Here is a 16,576-nt window from a genome sequence, read left to right on the forward strand (position 1 = left end):
TTGCTACAGTCACTGTAGCTTCAAGCCCCGATTTCAGGCCGAGTCCTTGGTTACCTGATCGTCATTGTGCACCGCCTTGTGGTGTTCACCATGCGCGTCTCTCAGGATTCCGACGCCACCCCAGGCCGCGATGCCGGCGACAATCACGCCCACGACAAGGTCCGGCCAATTCGTTCCGAGCCAGGCTACGAGCCCGCCTGCGACGACGATTCCGAGATTGGCCGCGAAGTCGTTCCAGCTGAACGTATTCGCCGCTCGGATGTTTACGTCTGGATCGCGAAGCCGTGCCAGCAGCCAGACGCAAAGCGCGTTGATGGCCGCCGCTACCAGCGCCATGACAATCATGATCGTGCCAAGAGGATCCGATCCGCCGACGTAGCGGCGCCACGCGTCATACAGGATTCCAAGGGCGAAGAGGATCAGCAGGCCGCCCGAAACGTTCGCCGCTCCGCGCTTCCACTTGGCGGAGCGGGACAGCGCGAAGAGGCTGATCGCGTAGACGAAACTGTCCGACAGATTGTCGAGGCCATTGGCTATAAGCGCGCTTGACTCGCCGAATGCGCCCGAGGCGAAGAAAGCGACTGCCAGCCCGATGTTGAGACCCAGCACGATCCAGAGTGTGCGTCTTTCCGTTGCGTTTCTCTGCTCCGCCATGCCGGGTATCCAAATTAGTGAATTGCCAATGAGTAACTAACACCGGGCTTTTTGCGTTCCGATCAAAGGTCGTCGAAATTGCTCAGGCGCCGATCTCTTCATGGTCGGTCAGGCATTCGGAATGGTCGCGCAGTACCTCGAGCACACGGCAATCAGAAGTCTGTCCGCCGCTGCACTCATGCACCATCCGCTTCAATTCCGTCCGCAGCGCCTCGAGCCGCGCCAATCGTTGCTCGACCTGTTTGAGTTGCCGACGGGCTATTGCATCCGCCTCAGCGCAGGACTTTCCCGGATGATCGCTGAGATCGAGGAGCTCACGGATCGCGTCCAACGAGAACCCCAGTTGCCGTGCGTGCCGGACGAATGACAAGCGGTCGAGTTCGGCGTCGCCATAGCGTCGTTGGCCCCCCTCGGTCCTGCCGGGCTCAGGCATAAGTCCGATCTGCTCGTAATACCGGATGGTCTGCACCTTTGTTCCGGTCTTCTTCGCCAGCGTCCCAATCGTCAGCATTTCCGCTCCCCACATTACCTACAGTGGGTGTAGCTTTATGCGGTGCGCATCACAAGCTTCACCCGAGTTTCACAGATCGGTGATTGTTGGCCGATCGATGACAATCACGCTTGAACCTACAGTAGCTAGAGGATGTAAACGCACACAAAATATAGAATCAGGTTCGGGCGGAGCGGCGTGAGGCTTTCAGGTCTTCAGAAGGTATTGTGGGTGTTGGCGGGCGCGGCGGCGTTCGTTTTCATCTGGCTGTTGCTATGGTCCGACTACCGTGCCGATCTTGCCCGCACCGAGAGTGAACCACCGTTTCTTGCTGATTTCGAACTGACCGATCATCGCGGCATGGTCCAAACGGACGAAGATTTCGCAGGGCGCTGGATGCTGGTCTTCTTTGGCTTCACCAATTGCCCCGACGTCTGTCCGACAACACTGTCCGAAGTCGCGGCCGTGATGGAGGGCCTGGGCGATGAGGCAGCAATGGTTCAGCCGATTTTCATAACGATTGATCCGGAGCGGGATACGCCGACTGCACTTGCCGAGTATGTGCCCCTGTTCGACGCAGGGATCATCGGGCTGACCGGTACACCGGAGCAGATCGCCGCGACATCCGAAACCTTTCCGATATTCTTTGAGCGGATCGAGCAGGCGACTGCGCCGGGCGGATACACGATGGGTCACACGTCGCATCTTTTCCTTTTCGACACGCAAGCAGGCTTCGCGGACTCCTGGCCCTACGGCACGCCCGCCGAAGAGATCCTCGCCGATCTGAGACAGAGGATCTGATCGTCATGACCCGACTTTCCGGAGAGACGGCCCTTGGCCTGGCCTGGATCATCGCGCTCACCGCGTCGCTTGCCGTGCTCTTCATCGGCGAGGTTCTGGGGCAGACACCTTGCGTGCTCTGCTGGTTCCAGCGTGCCTTCATGTTCCCCTTGGCCATCATCCTCGGGCTTGGGCTGTGGTGGCAGGATCGGCGCGTGGGTCGCTACGGGATCGCGCTGGCTTTGGGCGGTGCCGCCGTCGCGCTTTGGCACTTGGGCCTCTATGTCGGCGTTATCCCCGAGCGTATCCAGCCCTGCACGGCGACCGGCCCATCCTGTACCGACGACAATCAACTGGTCTTCGGCATTCCGATTCCTTTGATGGCGCTCGTCGCCTTCGCGATGATCGGTCTGCTGTCGGCTCTCTCACTGAAGGAAACACAAAAATGAAACGACGCGGCCTCATCCTGTCCGTTCTCGCGCTCGGGGTCGCCGGTTTCGGCGGTGCCGCCTGGTATGCCACCCGCCCCGACCCGATTGCCGCGTCCGATCCCATCGACCCTGAAATGGCCGACGCGCTGATCCGACCCTATTCCCCGATCCTCGGGCCCGAGGATGCGCCCGTAACCATCGTTGAATTCTTCGACCCGGCCTGCGAGGCATGCCGCGCTTTCTATCCGGTCGTCGAGGATATCATGGCGGAGCACGGAGACGCGGTGCGCGTTGTAATCCGCTATACGCCTTTTCACGGCGAGGCGTCGGTAGAAGCGATCCGTGTGCTCGAGGCGGCGCGCATGCAGGACGTGTTTGAACCTGTGCTCGAGGCAGTCTTGCGAGAGCAGCCCAGATGGGCGTCTCACGGGACCCCGGCACCCGGATTGATCCTTGAGATTGCAGCAAGCGGAGGTCTGGATGTCGAAGCTGCCCGGACACAGATGCTGGCCCCCGGTGTTGTGGCGGTGCTCAACCAGGACCGCGCCGATGTCGAGACAGTCGGGGTCCGCCAAACGCCCACGTTCTTCGTGAACGGCAAGCCTCTCGATCCGTTCGGTGAGGCCGAATTGCAGAGGCTGGTGGCAGTGGAAGTTGCGGCAAGCCAAAGCTGATTTGCGGAGGCAGGAGAAACGAGTGGTGAAGAAGTTGAGATATACCAATGCATTGGCCGTGCTTTTGACGGTTGCAGGGCTGTCGGCCCCCGCACTGGCCGGTTCGGAGGATGTCGTGGTCGAGAATGCGTGGTCCCGCGCCTCGATCGGCGTCAACAGGCCAGGTGCCGCCTATATGACCGTGCGCAACACGGGTGAAGACGCCGTTACGCTGACCGGACTTGCGACACCGCTGGCAATGATGCCCGAGATCCATGAGTCGAAAACCAACTCCGATGGCGTCAGTTCCATGGCGCCTGCAGGCGAGATCACGATTGAGCCCGGCCAAAGCGTGGCATTGGAGCCGGGCGGGTTGCACGCCATGCTCATGAAGCTGCAAGAGCCGATGACCGAAGGCGAGAATTTCCCGCTGACACTGACCTTCTCGGATGGCGGCAAGGTGACGGTCGAGGTCCCAATCCTCGGAATCGCCGCGCGTGGACCGGAGGGCTGATGCAACGTCGGCAGCTCCTTCTATACGGCGCAGCCGGTGCCGGCGTTCTTGGCCTGACGCTCTTCGTGGGCTGGTGGCGGGTGGACGGGCCCGGTGCGCCTGAACCAAAAGGGCAGCGGCCCCTGCCCCTATCGGCGATGGAGTTCCGGCTGACCGACCACGAGGAAAATGAGGTAGGGCCTGGCAACCTGATCGGTCGTCCCACAATGGTGTTTTTCGGGTTCACCTACTGCCCGGACGTCTGCCCGACGACCCTATCGGATATTTCCGGCTGGCTTGAGGAACTGGGCGACGAAGCATCAGAGATGAACGTGGTCTTCATCACGGTCGACCCGGAGCGGGACACGGTCGAGGCCATGGCCGAATATGTCGGCTATTTTCATCCGGTCATTCGTGGCTGGACGGGGCCGGAAGACCAAATTGCCCGCGCTGCAGAAGGGTTTCGTGCCTCATTTGAGCGCGTCCCGACTGAGGGCGGCGGCTATACGATGAACCATACGGCAAGCGTATTCCTGTTCGATGCCGAGGGTGAGCTCGTCACCATGATCGACTATCACGAGCAAAGAGAATTCGCGGTGCCGAAGATCCAGCGCGCACTGACAGAAGACGTAGAGGGGGCAACATGAAGATAAGAACTGTCTTGGCGGCCGTTGCGGTCGCAGGCGCATTTTCGGTGACCGCCATCGCCATCTCTGGCGTTCTGTCCAAAGAACCGGTGCCCCCTGCGATTGCTGAAGCGACCCTCTGGACTCCCAATCCGCTTGCGCCGCCTCGGATTACCGAAACCAATTCGGTCCGCCCTACACTCGCCCAGGCGGATATCGCATTCGAGTTCAGACCCCGGCCGCTCCTGACCGTTTCCCCCGCTGATACCTCCTTGCCATCTATCGAGCCCCCGCTGGTCACCTGGTCGCGGGAGATTGCGTCCGGCGAGACGCTTGATGCGGTCCTTTCCGATGCGGGGCTGGATGCTTCGGATCGCGCCGAAATCGCCTTGGCGATTGGCACGGAATACGATCTGCGCCGTCTGCGTCCGGGTCACATCATTACGGTGGTTTCCACAACGGACGACAACCCGCGTCGTGTAGAGCTCGCCGTCGAAGACGGTGTCCGGATAGAGGCGGTCTTCGGCGAACAGCTTGCCGCCCGCGTGTTGGACCCGGATCCCGAATTGGTGACTTTCGCCGGCGAGGCGGTGATCGAGAGCTCGATTTTCGCCGCCCTGAACACGGCAGACATCCCCGCCCGTTTTGCGGTGGACCTGGCGCAGATGCTGGGCGGCACCGTGGATTTCCGTCGTGATCTTGCGGGTGGCGAGACGATGCGCCTCCTTTGGCGCGAGGCCCGAGACGGGAACAAGAGGATTGGTCAGCCCGAGCTTGCCTTTGCCGCACTGGATATCGATGGCTCGGTCTATGAAATCGTCTGGCCGAACGACGGCAGCGGCCAAGCGACGATCTATGTCGACGGAGAAGTCCTGCGCGTGTTTGCGCAACCGGTCGAAGGTGCACGGCTGAGTTCTGTGTTCGGGCGCCGCACCCATCCGGTCTACGGCAATGTACGGATGCACACAGGAGTCGACTTCGCGGCGGCGCGCGGCACGCCGGTACAGGCGACGGCGCCGGGCCGCGTTAGCTTCATCGGCCGACGCGGTGGGTATGGCCGGGTCGTCGAGATCGCTCATGGCTCCGACACCCTGACGCGCTATGCGCATCTGAGCGCCGTACCGGACGGGCTCACACAAGGGCAACGCGTGATGGCCGGAGATATGATCGGGCGGGTCGGTGCGACGGGTACCGCGACAGGCCCCAACCTACATTACGAAGTGCTGGTGGACGGTCGCCCAACCGACCCTCTCTCTGACGACCGATTGGCAGAGGCGGCCGAGCGTGAAGCGGACGACACGGCCGCGCTTGAGCGACTGCGTGAGGCGCGTTCACTTCTTGCTGAGAGGCTCGCCAGCGAATTTGCACAGACGACAACCGAAAGGCTTTGATCCATGAAACGATTTACTCCCGCCCTTGCCATCGCATTTGCCTTGCTTCCTGCGGCGCAGGCCGTCGCAGAGGCGATTCAGATCGACGTCCGGAAGACAAACGGCTGCGGCTGTTGCCTGTCCTGGATGAAGCACCTCGAGGAGAATGGCTTCGCGCCGATGGGCGAGGACATGTTCGGAGGATCTCTTGTGCGCTTCAAACTCGACAATGGCGTGCCGCAGCGCATGGTCTCCTGCCATACGGCTTTGGTCGACGGCTATGTGATCGAGGGCCACGTGCCGGCGGCTGACATCCAACGCCTGCTGGAGGACCGGCCAGACGCGGTAGGCCTGGCGGTGCCGGGAATGCCCTACGGGTCGCCCGGCATGGGACCGGAGGACGACCGGGAGGCTTACGATGTCTTCCTGATCCACGAAGACGGATCGACCGAGGTCTACACCAGCTACTCGGCTCCTGACTGAACTCGCGGCAGAACCTTAACAATTGGAACCCCTCTCCCCCATAGCGCTTGGCTTTCTTGGAAGCCTGGCCGCCGGATCGCTGACCGCGGTCGGGGCGGTCCCCGTTCTTTTTGGGCGCATCCCGTCCCGGGCCACGCGCGATCTGCTGCTTGGCTTCGCGGCGGGTGTCATGCTCGCGGCTTCGTTCTTCTCGCTGATCATCCCGGCTCTCGACGCAGCTGAAGGACAGTTCGACAACGGTGCTCTCCCGGCGGCCATCGTATGTGTTGCGATCCTGCTTGGCATGGGCGCGATCGCTCTGATGAACGAACGGCTACCGCATGAACATTTCAAGACGGGGCGGGAAGGTCCCGACGCCGCATCGCTGCGGCGCGTCTGGCTTTTCATCATCGCGATCACTATCCACAATTTTCCCGAAGGGCTTGCCGTCGGCGTCGGGTTCGGGGCTGACGGTTTGTCGGGCGGGTTGCCACTTGCGATCGGTATTGGATTACAGAATGCCCCCGAAGGTCTGGCGGTGGCGGTTTCGTTGCTCGGCGAGGGCTATTCCAGGCTTCGCGCCTGGGGCATCGCCGCTCTGACCGGTCTCGTCGAGCCCGTCGGTGGACTTCTCGGCGCAGGGATTATCAGTCTTTCGCAACCGCTGCTGCCCTGGGGTCTCGCCTTCGCAGCAGGTGCGATGCTCTACGTCATCAGCCACGAGATCATTCCGGAAACCCACCGATCCGGCCATCAGAACAGGGCGACGCTCGGCCTCGCCGTTGGTCTTGTGATCATGTTGTTCCTCGACGTCTGGCTGGGATAAGCTGATGAGAACTTGCCTCTTCGTCGGTCTGCTTGCTGCGCTGATCGCCTTTCTTGTCGATCAGGCAACGAAGGCAATCGTTGTGTCCAATGCGACTGTTCTTAGTTCCGGCGTATCGGTCTTTCCCGGCTTCAATCTCATCTACCTGCGCAATGACGGAGTGACCTTCGGGCTTCTCGGCGGCGCGCCGTGGTGGAGCCTTGTCTTACTGGCGCTTGGCATCTGCGTCTGGCTGGCGTTCATGCTGGTCCGTACCAGCAGCCGGGTCGAGGCCATTGCCTATGGTGCGATCATCGGCGGTGCACTCGGCAATATTCTGGACCGCCTGCGCTATCGTGCGGTGACGGATTTCCTCGATTTCTACATCGGGACGGCGCACTGGCCTGCCTTCAACATGGCCGATGTTTTTGTGGTTGGCGGCGTGATGCTGCTGCTCATTGCGCCGTGGGTTGGCGCTCGACTTCAGACCGATTCATGAAGCCGGGATTGCCGCAGTTCGTTAGTGAGGACCTGAACCTGTTCCAGCGCATGGGTCTTGCCCTTGCTGCCGGCGGATTGACGGTTTTGACTCTTCCGCCGTTTTCTTGGCTCATCGCGGTCCCTGTCGCCTTCTCCGTGCTCTTTATCGTTCTCCGGAACATCTCAACCTCGCGCGCTTTCCTTGTCGGTTGGGCTTTCGCACTGGGCCAATTCGGGATTGGAATTTCCTGGATCGCCGAGAGCTTTTACGTCGATGCCGAACGTTTCGGCGCACTGGCGATTCCGGCGGTCGCGGGTCTGTCCGCCGGACTTGCCATCTTCCCGGGCATGGCGGCGATGCTTTTTGCCGCCATCATGCAGCGCCGAGCTGTCGGCGGCATTGCGGCGGGCCTGCTGTTTGCAACCTGCTGGGTGGCCACGGAATGGCTGCGGGGTCATGTCCTGACAGGGTTTCCCTGGAACCTTGCCGCTTATGCCCTTGTCGACTATGCCGCCCTGCGCCAACCCGCCGCCTGGGTCGGAAGCTACGGTTTGGGCTTTCTCACGGTCTTCATCGGCATATTGCCAGGTGTGTTGACTGTGGCGGCGCCAAAGAGACGCGCGCCTGTTCTCGTGCTCTTCGCCGTTGCTGTGGCGGGTTTCTGGGTTGGCGGTGCGCTTCGGTCAGGGCAGGACGTGCCGCCGACAGACGTTGCTTTGCGCATCGTCCAAGGCAATGTGCCACAAGTCGAGAAGTGGGTACCGGGCAGCCGCCAGCGAACCTTGGAAAAATACCTGGGCTTGTCCGCGCAACCCGGACGTTTCGATTTGCTGCTTTGGCCGGAAACGGCCTTCCCCGGCTTTCTGGACGAAGATGCTGCGGCACGCGCGCGGATATCTGCAGCTTTGCCAGACGGCAGGATCCTACTGACAGGTGCGCCTGACCGAGTGGAGGGCGATGGGGGAACCAGATATTTCAACACGGTTCAGGCCTATGACGGCAGCGGCGAGGTTCTGACGGGGTATGCAAAACATCATCTTGTTCCGTTCGGGGAATATGTGCCCCTGAAAGGCTGGCTGCCCATCGAGCGGCTGACCGAAGGGTTGGGCGATTTCACGCCGGGACCAGGGCCGCGCACGCTGGCGATCCCTGGCGCGCCTCTGGTCGCGGTGGCGATCTGTTACGAGATCATCTTTCCGGGCCACGTGGTCGATGACCTTTTCCGCCCCGACTGGATATTCAACGCCACAAATGATGCCTGGTTCGGAACCAGCATCGGACCCGAGCAGCACCTCGCCTCCGCGCGGATGCGCGCGGTCGAGGAGGGACTTCCCGTGGTCCGGGCGGCCAACACTGGAATATCCGCGATCATCGACGCCAATGGAAATGTCGTCGCGCGTCTTGATACCGGGGAAACAGGCACCATTGATGCCGGCCTGCCGGGCGCGCGTACTCCAACGCCCTATGCGCGGTTCGGCGACTGGACCTTGTTGGTTCTTGTTTTTGGGTGCTGGGTCTTCGGCTGGCTGGCCAGTTTGCTCGGACGAGATCCCGATGCGCGGCATTTTGGAACGGAGGTATCCTGATGCTTGTGATCGTGAGCGCTATCGGAGGCGCGATCTGGGGTGGCTATCTGGCACGACGGAGGAGGGGGAATCACCTGGATATCCTCCAATATGCGGTAGCGTCTGCGATCGCCTTCGGACTTGTCGCCCTGTTTGCAACCATCGTGCTGTCGCGGGTTCTCGGCTAGCGAGCTTCGAAATTGCGCAAACGTGTCAGCGGCTTGAAGACCTGATAGCTCGAGGTCCCGATAGAGAATCGCGCGAATGTGCATCTAGGCGAGCTCATTTCTGATTGAGCCGTCGCTCGAACGCCTCCAATGTCGTCCCGCTGACGTGATGCTCGATCCCTTCCGCATCGCGTTCCGCGGTCTCTTCGTCGATTCCCAGGCTCAGAAGAAAGGCGACGACGACCCTGTGGCGGCGTCGACAGATCTCCGCGAGGTCCTGCCCGGCATCGGTGAGGAATATCGCGCGGTATGGCTCCCGCCGGACCAGACCAGCAGCCTTGAGCCGCGAGATGTTCTTGGTCACGGTCGGCGGCTTCACGCCAAGCCGCTCGGCGATCTCGACCGGTCTGGCCTCCCCGCGCGTCTCGATCAGTTCCGCGATCAGTTCGACGTAATCCTCCGCCATCTCGCTTTCATGTGCCTGACGCACGGTCGCAAAGCCATCGGCCTGCGCCTCGGGAGCCCGGTCGACCGCTTCGAATGGCTCACGCCCTTGTGATTGTAGCTTTGTCATACTCGGGACTTTGCAGCGAAACAGCGGGATTGACAACTTGTTTGCTTCGGGTAGATAAGTTAGCCATGTCTAACTTTTTACTTTGGAGGCCGTGGTGATGCGAAATATTATGAGAGTGCTGCTCGCCACACTCGCAAGTGCGCTCCTCCTGTCCGGACCTGTCGCCGCGACGCCGGCCAAGGAGGCGCCTTGGCTTCCCGAGGCAGCGGCCTACCGTCTGACGCTCTTTCTTGGAAATCTCGAGCCGCTGCCCTGGGACGACATCGAGACCGCCTGGACGGAACCCTACCGGGGTTCGGAATTCTCTGTCGGGGCGCTGGCGTGGCTGGACCGCAAAAGCGATATCGAGCTACCGAAACCGCCGGATCAATGACCGTGCGCCAGTGCTCCTTTCGCCATCTGCTCGCCCACCGGTTCTCCGCCTGAAGGCCCGGCCTCAACCTGATGGCCGTTCAGGAGCCGAAGTGCGTTGGCGACCACCAGCAGAGACACGCCTACATCCGCAGCAATGGCGCCCCACATTGAGGCCATACCGAACGCGGTCAGCCCGACGAACAGCGCCTTGGTCGCCAGCGATATGCCGATATTCTGGTGGATGATCGTCATGGCACGGCGCGAATGGCCGATAAGCCAGGGTACCTTGCCGATGTCGTCGGTCATCAGCGCGATGTCGGCCGTCTCGATCGCGGCATCCGATCCGACAGCGCCCATGGCGATGGCATAATGCGCCCGCGCCATGGCCGGTGCGTCATTCACACCGTCGCCGATCATCGCCACCATGTCGTGGCTTTCGACGAGTTCCTCAATGGCCGTCACCTTGTCTTCTGGCAAAAGTTCGGCGCGCACCTCGTCGATGCCGACTTCGGCTGCCACCGCGCGCGCGGTGCGTTCGTTGTCGCCCGTCAACATCACGATGGTCTTCACACCCTGCGCATGCAGACGCGCAACGATCCCCTTTGCATCTGGGCGGATGCGGTCGCGAAGCTCCAGTACGCCGGTCACGCCGGTCTCGTCACCCACGGCAACGAGGGTGCTCCCTGCCCCTTCGATCCGATCCCGCAGATCCGCCGGAATGGCATTGCCGAACCCCTTCTCTTCGGCGAAGCGATCCGAGCCGAGCCAGATAGCGCGCCCGTCGGCGCGTCCTTCCAGACCGCGCCCGGGCACGGTACGGGTGTCCTCTGCGGCAGACACGGAAACACCATCGGCTTCGGCGCGCGAGAGGATGGCGCGTGCCAGCGGGTGTGAAGACCGCGCCTCCAGGCTTGCTGCCAGCGCCATGAGATCGCGTGCGGAAACGCCGACCAGTGGGTGAACCGCCGCCACCTCAGGCTCGCCCATGGTGATCGTCCCGGTCTTGTCCATCGCCAGTGCCGTGGTCCGCCCCGGCGCCTCGACATAGGCGCCGCCCTTGATGAGCACCCCCGCCCGTGCCGACGCGGTCAGCGCTGCCACGATGGAGACCGGCGTAGAAATGACCAGCGCGCAAGGACATGCGATGACCAGAAGGACCAGAGCATTGTAGAACCAGTAGTCCCAGGCGCCGCCGAGCAGCAGTGGCGGCACCAGCGCGATGGCAATCGCCAAAGCCATCACGATGGGTGTGTAGATGCGCGCGAACTTGGCCACCCACTGTTCGACCGGCGCGCGGCGGGCATGGGCATCGCCCACCATGCGAATGATTTTCGCGAGCACCGTGTCCGAGGCGGCCTTCGTCGCCCGCACCGTCAGTGTGCCCTCGCCGTTGATCGTGCCGGCATAGACCTCGTCGCCTGGTTCCTTGGGCACTAGCGCGCTTTCCCCAGTAATTGGGGCCTGATCGACGGCCCCTGCCCCGTCCACGACCTCACCGTCGAGGGGGATCCGGTCGCCGCCGCGCACGATAAACCTTGCATTGACTGCCACGGCCGCGGCCGGAACGTCGGATTCAGATCCGTCGTCGTAAAGAACCCGCGCCGTTGGCGGCGCCAGATCGAGGAGCGCGGAAACCGCATTACGCGCCCGCCCCACGCTCCAGCTCTCAAGATAAAGCGAAAGCGAGAAGAAGAAGGCGACCGTCGCGGCCTCAAAAAACTCGCCGAGGCCGATGGCGCCCGCGACGGCCACCACCATGAGCAGGTTCATGTCGGGGCTAAGCCTCCGCGCCGAAGACCAGGCCTTGGGCGCGACAAGCCAGACGCCAAAAAGAATCGCGACGGCGAAGATCCCTGCTTCCACCATAGGCATAGGCACCTCGCCATGGCCCGCAAAGAGCCCGAGCGCGCCGCCCATGCCGGTCTCGACAATGTGAAAAAGGAATCCCGCCGCCCAGAAGCCGCCGCTCAACGAGGTAAAGCGCTTCTGACGTGCCAGATGCGCCGCCTGGTCCTCTGCTGCGTTGTCGGCATCCCATGGCTTGGCGCTCATGCCGGTCGTTGCGACCAACTGCGTGACTTCGTCGTCTGGTATCCTCTCGGCGCTATCGAGGATGGTCATTCGCCCGTTGATCACGTCGAATGCCAGGTGTTCGGTTCCGCCCACTTTCGGCCCGACAACCCGGTTCAGGATCGCCACCTCTTCGGCGCAATCGAGCCCGGAGACCTGAAAGCTCCTTCCGCCAGACGGCGCTGGCGCCGTGGACGCGACGTCCTTGCTGGCGTCGCAACAGGAGTTGCCTCTTGGGTCAGAATGCTCTTGATCACCCGGATGGCCGTGATCGTTGCGGTTGCCGTCGGAAGACATGGATTGACCTCAGGATTCATTGATTCCACATTGACATAGCCCCTACAGTAACTAGAGCTTCAAGGGCAACAAGTGGATATTCGTCCAGCAAGAAAGGCGCCCTGCGGAGGCTTGAAGCTAGCCGCCCCCTTGAAACGACGCGGTTGGAGCAACGCTTGCCGGTACGAAGCGATCAGAATGAGTGAGGTAGACATGCAGAAACGAAACGCGCCGATTATCGCAGCGACATTGGTGCTTGCTGGCTGCGCGGTGCCAACGCTGGACGACGGCGGCGCTCGCAACGAAGTGGGAAGTGTTCCCGAGGCCGTCATTGCCCTTGCTGCGCCTGGTCAGGATCTCACCACGGCGCGGCTTCGTCCCGAGGATGGCTGTTATTGGTATGAACACAGCGGTCCGGTGGAAAACACCTTGGTTCCGCTACGCTCGGCAGGTGGCAACCCCATCTGCACTTCGCGCCAGTCCTGATCAGCCCATAGATGCGTCAAGCCCACGCGTAACACATGATGCGCCAGTCAACTTCTCGGGGTGACGCTGTCTTCCGCCGAGTACAGGAATGCCGTCGAGCCAATCTCGACGTTGGGATAGAGATCATTGATGTGTGCCATGACCATTCGGACGCAGCCGGAACTCGCACGGCCGCCAATGCTTCTTGGATACGGTGTCCCGTGAATCCTTAGATAGGTGTCTCGGTCGCCGACGAAGAGATAGAGGGCTCGCGATCCGAGCGCGTTTTCAGGTCCGGGTTCCATACCGTCAGCGATATCGGCGTAGAGCTCTGGGTCGCGGTCGATCATGTTTTGTGTCGGCTGCCAATGCGGCCACCTGACCTTGCGCTTGATCGTATAGGTGCCCGGTTCGTAAAGTTTACCGCGCGCGATCGCCACGCCATAGCGCATCGCCGTGCCGCCTTCTTCGATGTGGTAGAGATAGCGCGCAACAGCATCGACATGGATATCACCGGGTACAAGTCCGTCCTTCGCGAGGACCCGCTGTGGCAGGAAGCGAGGGTGAAGGCCCCAAGGGTTGGACGTGGCCGGGTCGTAGCCGGGAGGTGTAACCTGTGCGTCCCAAGCTGCCTTCTGCGCATCGGTAGGCCACGTGTCTGCAAGGAGCGGGCTGGATATCGATGCCGAAAACAGCGCGGTGGTCGTCTGGATGAAATGTCGTCTTGTCAGCATATAGATTGCTCCGTTCACGCATTGGACGGCAAACCGAACCTTACCCCGAACGCAGTGTTGTTCGCCCGGGAAGGAGTGAGGCGTTATTGGCAACTTGCTCCATGGTGCCGTTCTTTGTCGGTGGCTTAACTCCTAAAGCTACTAGAGGTTCAAGAAAATTTTCTGTTATCAATAGACGCTGCTACTAATGGAGCTATCCGATCCGTCCCAGAACCGGAAATACGTCGAGCATCCAGTATGACAGCGCGCTCAACTGCCCTGTCATCATCGCCAGCCCCATCAAGATCATCACTATGCCCGCAAGCTGGTGGAGGCGGCGGCCAACCCGGCCGATGGCCCGCAACCGTCCCGCGATCTGGTCGGTGAATCCGGCCACGATCAGAAACGGTATTCCAAGGCCGGCGGAATAGACGGCAAGCAGCATGATACCTTCGCCCATCGTGGCACTCGCCGCACTGGCTGTCAGGATCGCGCCGAGGATCGGGCCGATGCACGGAGTCCAGCCGAAACCGAAGGCAAGACCGAGGACATAGGACGCAGCGGGTTGGCCCCCGGGGATGTTGAGATTGAATCGGAAGTCGCGTTCCATGACCGAAACACGCGCGGCTCCTATCATGAAGAGCCCGAAGAAAATGATGATGCCGCCCCCAACGAGGTTGAGTTCATACCGCCACCGAAGCAGGGCCTGACCCATTGCAGTCGCGGATGCGCCAAGTCCCATGAAGATGGTGGAGAAGCCGAGGACAAAACACAGGCTCAGCCAGACCGCGCGCGACGGCGAAGCGCCGACCACCCCGCCCTCAGCGGCTGTGCGCCCGGTTACGTAGGAGACATAACCTGGCACAAGAGGTAGCACGCAGGGGGACAGAAATGATATCGTGCCGGCTAGGAGGGCGGCGGTGAGGGCGCGCGCCAAGTGATGTCTTCGTCGACCCAGATCAGCAGGGACCCCCGCTTGCGCAGCGATGCGTTGTAGCTGGACCAGTTGGTCGTACGATAGCGGGCGGGAGATGGGTTGCTCATGGAATGCGGCTAACAGCATGGGTTCGCGAAGGGAATCCTGAGGCGTCAGACTTGTGCAACAACGCCCCGTATCATCGACCTAGTGGTGCCCACATGGCAGGCTATTTCAATGGATAGATTTTTCTCTATCAGTATGCCCGCGGCTCAGTTTGTTAGAAATGTCCTGCTGTTCAGCTTCGCTGCATTACTGCCGGTCCTGTTGTTCTACGTCTTACTGGCTCCGGGCTTTGCTCCGGCTCTTGCTGCCGGCGGACCGGCACTCATGCGCTTACTAAGGCAGGTTGCGACCAACGGTTTGCCCGTGGTTTTTGCCGTCAACTATGTCAGTTTTTTCCTTTTCGCTATGACAAAGCAACCAAAGGCGGGCTCAAGAGACACGGCGTTTTTCGTGCTGGTCGATGTCTTGCTCAGAGCCCTTCTCTTTCCAGGTCTCCACGTGCTGATATACGTTCTATCTGCCGACTGGTTCGGGTCATTCGGCGGCAATCGTTCAACCGCTTTGGCGGTTGTATCCCCGACTCTTGCGCGTTCGGCGTTTTTCGAGAACATCTCCGGCGTTTACCTCTATGCGACTATGATAAGCGCGTTGCCGCTCTACGTCTCGGCTTTCGGGCGGTCGGAATTTCTTGGACCGGTTGTACGTCGCTTGCCCATGAACACGGGCGTGATGCTGCTTGCCCTGGCTGCGTTTGCCTTGTCGGTCGGGCTGATCACGATCGGCGCACAAGGCATCGCATCTCTTCAGGCCAGGTGATGGCAGGCTAATCACCGTGGGCGTGGGCGGGGGCGGGGGCGACTTGCGGTGCCACCCATTGCGACAAGTAAACGCGCTCGAAGGCGAACACAGCGATCATCCCGACAGCGGCGTAGAGAACGATCATCGGGTCGCTTTGAAGCTTCATCACGGTGAAAGCTGCCAGTACTATCGCATCGAGCGCCAGGGCAGTCAAAAGCACGATACCGAAGGCGCCGACGTCTGCTCGACGATAGCGGAACACGCCCCAATGTATGATCATGTCCATGACGAGGTAAAAGAAAGCACCGAGGGATGCGATCCGGCCTAAATCAAAGAGCACGGCCAACGTCGCGGCGATGACGACAGTATAGACCAGGGTGTGGCGTTGGATGGGACCTGGCATACCGAAGTGGCTGTGCGGGATCATTTCCATGTCGGTCAGCATCGCCAGCATACGCGACACCGCGAAGACGCTGGCCAGAACGCCGGACGCCGTTGCGACAGCGGCCAGGATCACCGTGAGTATGAAGCCGGTTTGTCCAAGGGCGGGCTGCGCCGCTTGTGCCAGCGAATAGTCACGCGCTGAGATGATCTCCTCGATCGTGAGACTCGAACCGACCCCGTAGGCGACCAACAGGTAGACGACGACGCAGATTCCGATAGAGAACATGATCGCTCGGCCAACATTGCGATTTGGTTCAGTGATCTCGGCTCCGCTGTTGGTGATCGTGGTGAATCCCTTGAACGCAAGGATGGCCAGCGCCGTAGAGGCGATGAACCCCGTGAGCCCGTAGGATTGTGAGGTCTCGGACGCCGCGGCGACCGCAAAACCACTGGACCACAGGGCCGCGATGCCAAACAGAGCTATGCCTCCGATCTTGATCGCGGCCATGATCAACGAGAACAGCCCGACCGAGCGGTTTCCGGCCATGTTCACCAAAAAGGCGAAAACGATCACGGCCACAGCCAGAGCGGGGACCAATGGGCCACCTTCGATATCGAAAGGGCGCAGGACATAGGTGGCGAAGGTTCGCGCGACGAGGCTTTCCGCGATCACCATGCTGAGCGCCATCAGCAGTGCGGCCCCGCCCGCGATGGCTCCGGGGCCATAGCATTTCTGCAGGATCATGGCGATGCCACCCGAGGACGGCCATTTGTTCGACATCCTGATGTAGCTGTAGGCGCTGAAGCTTGTGACGACCGCGCCGGCGATGAATGCAAGCGGGAAAAGCGGGCCGGCGAGCTGCGCGATTTGCCCCGTCAACGCAAAGATTCCAGCGCCGATCATCACGCCTGTCCCCATCGCAACGGCTCCGCCCAGACTGATGGAATTTTCGCGGTACGTTTCTTTTTCGCTCTGCATAAAT

At 61.2% G+C, this 16,576-nt stretch carries 20 protein-coding genes and 1 pseudogene; 13 read left to right on the forward strand and 8 right to left on the reverse strand.

The annotated features are described in order from the left end of the window. Nucleotides 1–33 precede the first annotated feature (33 nt). Both MUY21_RS14810 and MUY21_RS14815 read right to left on the reverse strand, forming a co-directional pair. On the reverse strand, nt 34–654 hold the full coding sequence (locus tag MUY21_RS14810; RefSeq protein WP_008327361.1) for a cation transporter: 621 nt from the start codon (nt 652–654) through the stop codon (nt 34–36). 82 nt (nt 655–736) lie between these two features. Further along, nucleotides 737–1,165, reverse strand: a complete 429-nt coding sequence (locus MUY21_RS14815; protein WP_007803476.1) for a helix-turn-helix domain-containing protein — start codon at nt 1,163–1,165, stop codon at nt 737–739. Nucleotides 1,166–1,378: 213 nt separating this feature from the next. Here MUY21_RS14815 and MUY21_RS14820 point away from each other — a divergent pair, with 213 nt between their 5' ends. Genes MUY21_RS14820 through lnt form a run of 10 tightly spaced genes read left to right on the forward strand, consistent with a single transcriptional unit; the run spans nt 1,379 to nt 8,831 of the window. Next, the gene (locus MUY21_RS14820) at nt 1,379–1,945 is read left to right on the forward strand and encodes an SCO family protein (RefSeq protein ID WP_007803475.1); all 567 of its coding nucleotides are present in this window, start codon (nt 1,379–1,381) and stop codon (nt 1,943–1,945) included. Between the two features lie 5 nt (nt 1,946–1,950). Then, nucleotides 1,951–2,373: a disulfide bond formation protein B gene (locus tag MUY21_RS14825; protein ID WP_007803474.1), complete on the forward strand. Its 423-nt coding sequence runs from the start codon at nt 1,951–1,953 to the stop codon at nt 2,371–2,373. Continuing rightward, complete coding sequence (locus MUY21_RS14830; protein WP_007803472.1) at nt 2,370–3,029, forward strand: thioredoxin domain-containing protein; 660 nt, start codon at nt 2,370–2,372, stop codon at nt 3,027–3,029. The genes MUY21_RS14825 and MUY21_RS14830 overlap by 4 nt, the downstream gene beginning before the upstream one ends. A gap of 25 nt (nt 3,030–3,054) precedes the next feature. Continuing rightward, nucleotides 3,055–3,522, forward strand: a complete 468-nt coding sequence (locus tag MUY21_RS14835; protein ID WP_028288644.1) for a copper chaperone PCu(A)C — start codon at nt 3,055–3,057, stop codon at nt 3,520–3,522. Further along, entirely contained in the window at nt 3,522–4,148 is a 627-nt protein-coding gene (locus MUY21_RS14840) for an SCO family protein (RefSeq protein WP_007803468.1), read from the forward strand. The genes MUY21_RS14835 and MUY21_RS14840 overlap by 1 nt, the downstream gene beginning before the upstream one ends. After that, nucleotides 4,145–5,518, forward strand: a complete 1,374-nt coding sequence (locus MUY21_RS14845) for a M23 family metallopeptidase (protein WP_007803467.1) — start codon at nt 4,145–4,147, stop codon at nt 5,516–5,518. The genes MUY21_RS14840 and MUY21_RS14845 overlap by 4 nt, the downstream gene beginning before the upstream one ends. 3 nt (nt 5,519–5,521) lie before the next feature. Further along, entirely contained in the window at nt 5,522–5,980 is a 459-nt protein-coding gene (locus tag MUY21_RS14850; protein WP_007803465.1) for a DUF411 domain-containing protein, read from the forward strand. Nucleotides 5,981–6,002: 22 nt separating this feature from the next. Beyond that, a complete protein-coding gene (locus tag MUY21_RS14855) occupies nt 6,003–6,785 on the forward strand; it encodes a ZIP family metal transporter (RefSeq protein WP_007803463.1) in 783 nt (260 codons plus the stop codon). Between the two features lie 4 nt (nt 6,786–6,789). Continuing rightward, nucleotides 6,790–7,263: a signal peptidase II gene (gene lspA / locus MUY21_RS14860; protein ID WP_007803461.1), complete on the forward strand. Its 474-nt coding sequence runs from the start codon at nt 6,790–6,792 to the stop codon at nt 7,261–7,263. Beyond that, the gene (gene lnt, locus MUY21_RS14865; protein WP_046212133.1) at nt 7,260–8,831 is read left to right on the forward strand and encodes an apolipoprotein N-acyltransferase; all 1,572 of its coding nucleotides are present in this window, start codon (nt 7,260–7,262) and stop codon (nt 8,829–8,831) included. Before lspA ends, lnt begins: the two co-directional genes overlap by 4 nt. Nucleotides 8,832–9,092: 261 nt before the next feature. Here lnt and mntR read toward each other — a convergent pair whose 3' ends face one another. Beyond that, entirely contained in the window at nt 9,093–9,551 is a 459-nt protein-coding gene (gene mntR, locus MUY21_RS14870; RefSeq protein ID WP_008327326.1) for a manganese-binding transcriptional regulator MntR, read from the reverse strand. A 109-nt stretch (nt 9,552–9,660) separates the two neighbouring features. Here mntR and MUY21_RS14875 point away from each other — a divergent pair, with 109 nt between their 5' ends. Continuing rightward, the gene (locus tag MUY21_RS14875; protein ID WP_224888552.1) at nt 9,661–9,924 is read left to right on the forward strand and encodes a hypothetical protein; all 264 of its coding nucleotides are present in this window, start codon (nt 9,661–9,663) and stop codon (nt 9,922–9,924) included. On the opposite strand, the gene MUY21_RS14880 is transcribed toward MUY21_RS14875, so the two are convergent. Further along, complete coding sequence (locus MUY21_RS14880; RefSeq protein WP_207287124.1) at nt 9,918–12,272, reverse strand: cation-translocating P-type ATPase; 2,355 nt, start codon at nt 12,270–12,272, stop codon at nt 9,918–9,920. The two genes, MUY21_RS14875 and MUY21_RS14880, sit on opposite strands and share 7 nt — an antisense overlap. Before the next feature lie 192 nt (nt 12,273–12,464). On the opposite strand from MUY21_RS14880, the gene MUY21_RS14885 reads away from it, so the two are divergent. Continuing rightward, the gene (locus MUY21_RS14885; protein WP_012187176.1) at nt 12,465–12,737 is read left to right on the forward strand and encodes a hypothetical protein; all 273 of its coding nucleotides are present in this window, start codon (nt 12,465–12,467) and stop codon (nt 12,735–12,737) included. A gap of 47 nt (nt 12,738–12,784) precedes the next feature. On the opposite strand, the gene MUY21_RS14890 is transcribed toward MUY21_RS14885, so the two are convergent. From MUY21_RS14890 to MUY21_RS14900, 3 genes and pseudogenes are all read right to left on the reverse strand, one after another. After that, the gene (locus MUY21_RS14890) at nt 12,785–13,450 is read right to left on the reverse strand and encodes a L,D-transpeptidase (RefSeq protein WP_007803448.1); all 666 of its coding nucleotides are present in this window, start codon (nt 13,448–13,450) and stop codon (nt 12,785–12,787) included. 193 nt (nt 13,451–13,643) lie between these two features. Further along, on the reverse strand, nt 13,644–14,366 hold the full coding sequence (locus MUY21_RS14895; protein ID WP_007803446.1) for a cytochrome c biogenesis protein CcdA: 723 nt from the start codon (nt 14,364–14,366) through the stop codon (nt 13,644–13,646). Next, a pseudogene (locus tag MUY21_RS14900) lies at nt 14,354–14,473 on the reverse strand (IS5/IS1182 family transposase); the annotation flags it as partial. The pseudogene MUY21_RS14900 and the gene MUY21_RS14895, both read right to left, overlap by 13 nt. Before the next feature lie 109 nt (nt 14,474–14,582). On the opposite strand from MUY21_RS14900, the gene MUY21_RS14905 reads away from it, so the two are divergent. Beyond that, a complete protein-coding gene (locus MUY21_RS14905; protein WP_007803445.1) occupies nt 14,583–15,227 on the forward strand; it encodes a hypothetical protein in 645 nt (214 codons plus the stop codon). 7 nt (nt 15,228–15,234) lie between these two features. On the opposite strand, the gene MUY21_RS14910 is transcribed toward MUY21_RS14905, so the two are convergent. Continuing rightward, nucleotides 15,235–16,572, reverse strand: a complete 1,338-nt coding sequence (locus MUY21_RS14910; protein ID WP_248411110.1) for an APC family permease — start codon at nt 16,570–16,572, stop codon at nt 15,235–15,237. Between the last annotated feature and the right edge of the window lie 4 nt (nt 16,573–16,576).

The organism is Aliiroseovarius sp. S2029 (assembly GCF_023195575.1).
GTDB lineage: Bacteria > Pseudomonadota > Alphaproteobacteria > Rhodobacterales > Rhodobacteraceae > Aliiroseovarius > Aliiroseovarius zhejiangensis.

Coding starts and splice junctions, on each gene's coding strand:
- MUY21_RS14910 (WP_248411110.1), bottom strand. CDS start 16,572: ATGCAGAGCGAAAAAGAAACGTACCGCGAAAATTCCATCAGTCTGGGC.
- MUY21_RS14825 (WP_007803474.1), top strand. CDS start 1,951: ATGACCCGACTTTCCGGAGAGACGGCCCTTGGCCTGGCCTGGATCATC.
- MUY21_RS14830 (WP_007803472.1), top strand. CDS start 2,370: ATGAAACGACGCGGCCTCATCCTGTCCGTTCTCGCGCTCGGGGTCGCC.
- MUY21_RS14815 (WP_007803476.1), bottom strand. CDS start 1,165: ATGCTGACGATTGGGACGCTGGCGAAGAAGACCGGAACAAAGGTGCAG.
- MUY21_RS14890 (WP_007803448.1), bottom strand. CDS start 13,450: ATGCTGACAAGACGACATTTCATCCAGACGACCACCGCGCTGTTTTCG.
- MUY21_RS14905 (WP_007803445.1), top strand. CDS start 14,583: ATGGATAGATTTTTCTCTATCAGTATGCCCGCGGCTCAGTTTGTTAGA.
- MUY21_RS14885 (WP_012187176.1), top strand. CDS start 12,465: ATGCAGAAACGAAACGCGCCGATTATCGCAGCGACATTGGTGCTTGCT.
- MUY21_RS14840 (WP_007803468.1), top strand. CDS start 3,522: ATGCAACGTCGGCAGCTCCTTCTATACGGCGCAGCCGGTGCCGGCGTT.
- mntR (WP_008327326.1), bottom strand. CDS start 9,551: ATGACAAAGCTACAATCACAAGGGCGTGAGCCATTCGAAGCGGTCGAC.
- lnt (WP_046212133.1), top strand. CDS start 7,260: ATGAAGCCGGGATTGCCGCAGTTCGTTAGTGAGGACCTGAACCTGTTC.
- MUY21_RS14850 (WP_007803465.1), top strand. CDS start 5,522: ATGAAACGATTTACTCCCGCCCTTGCCATCGCATTTGCCTTGCTTCCT.
- MUY21_RS14880 (WP_207287124.1), bottom strand. CDS start 12,272: ATGTCTTCCGACGGCAACCGCAACGATCACGGCCATCCGGGTGATCAA.
- MUY21_RS14845 (WP_007803467.1), top strand. CDS start 4,145: ATGAAGATAAGAACTGTCTTGGCGGCCGTTGCGGTCGCAGGCGCATTT.
- lspA (WP_007803461.1), top strand. CDS start 6,790: ATGAGAACTTGCCTCTTCGTCGGTCTGCTTGCTGCGCTGATCGCCTTT.
- MUY21_RS14810 (WP_008327361.1), bottom strand. CDS start 654: ATGGCGGAGCAGAGAAACGCAACGGAAAGACGCACACTCTGGATCGTG.
- MUY21_RS14875 (WP_224888552.1), top strand. CDS start 9,661: ATGAGAGTGCTGCTCGCCACACTCGCAAGTGCGCTCCTCCTGTCCGGA.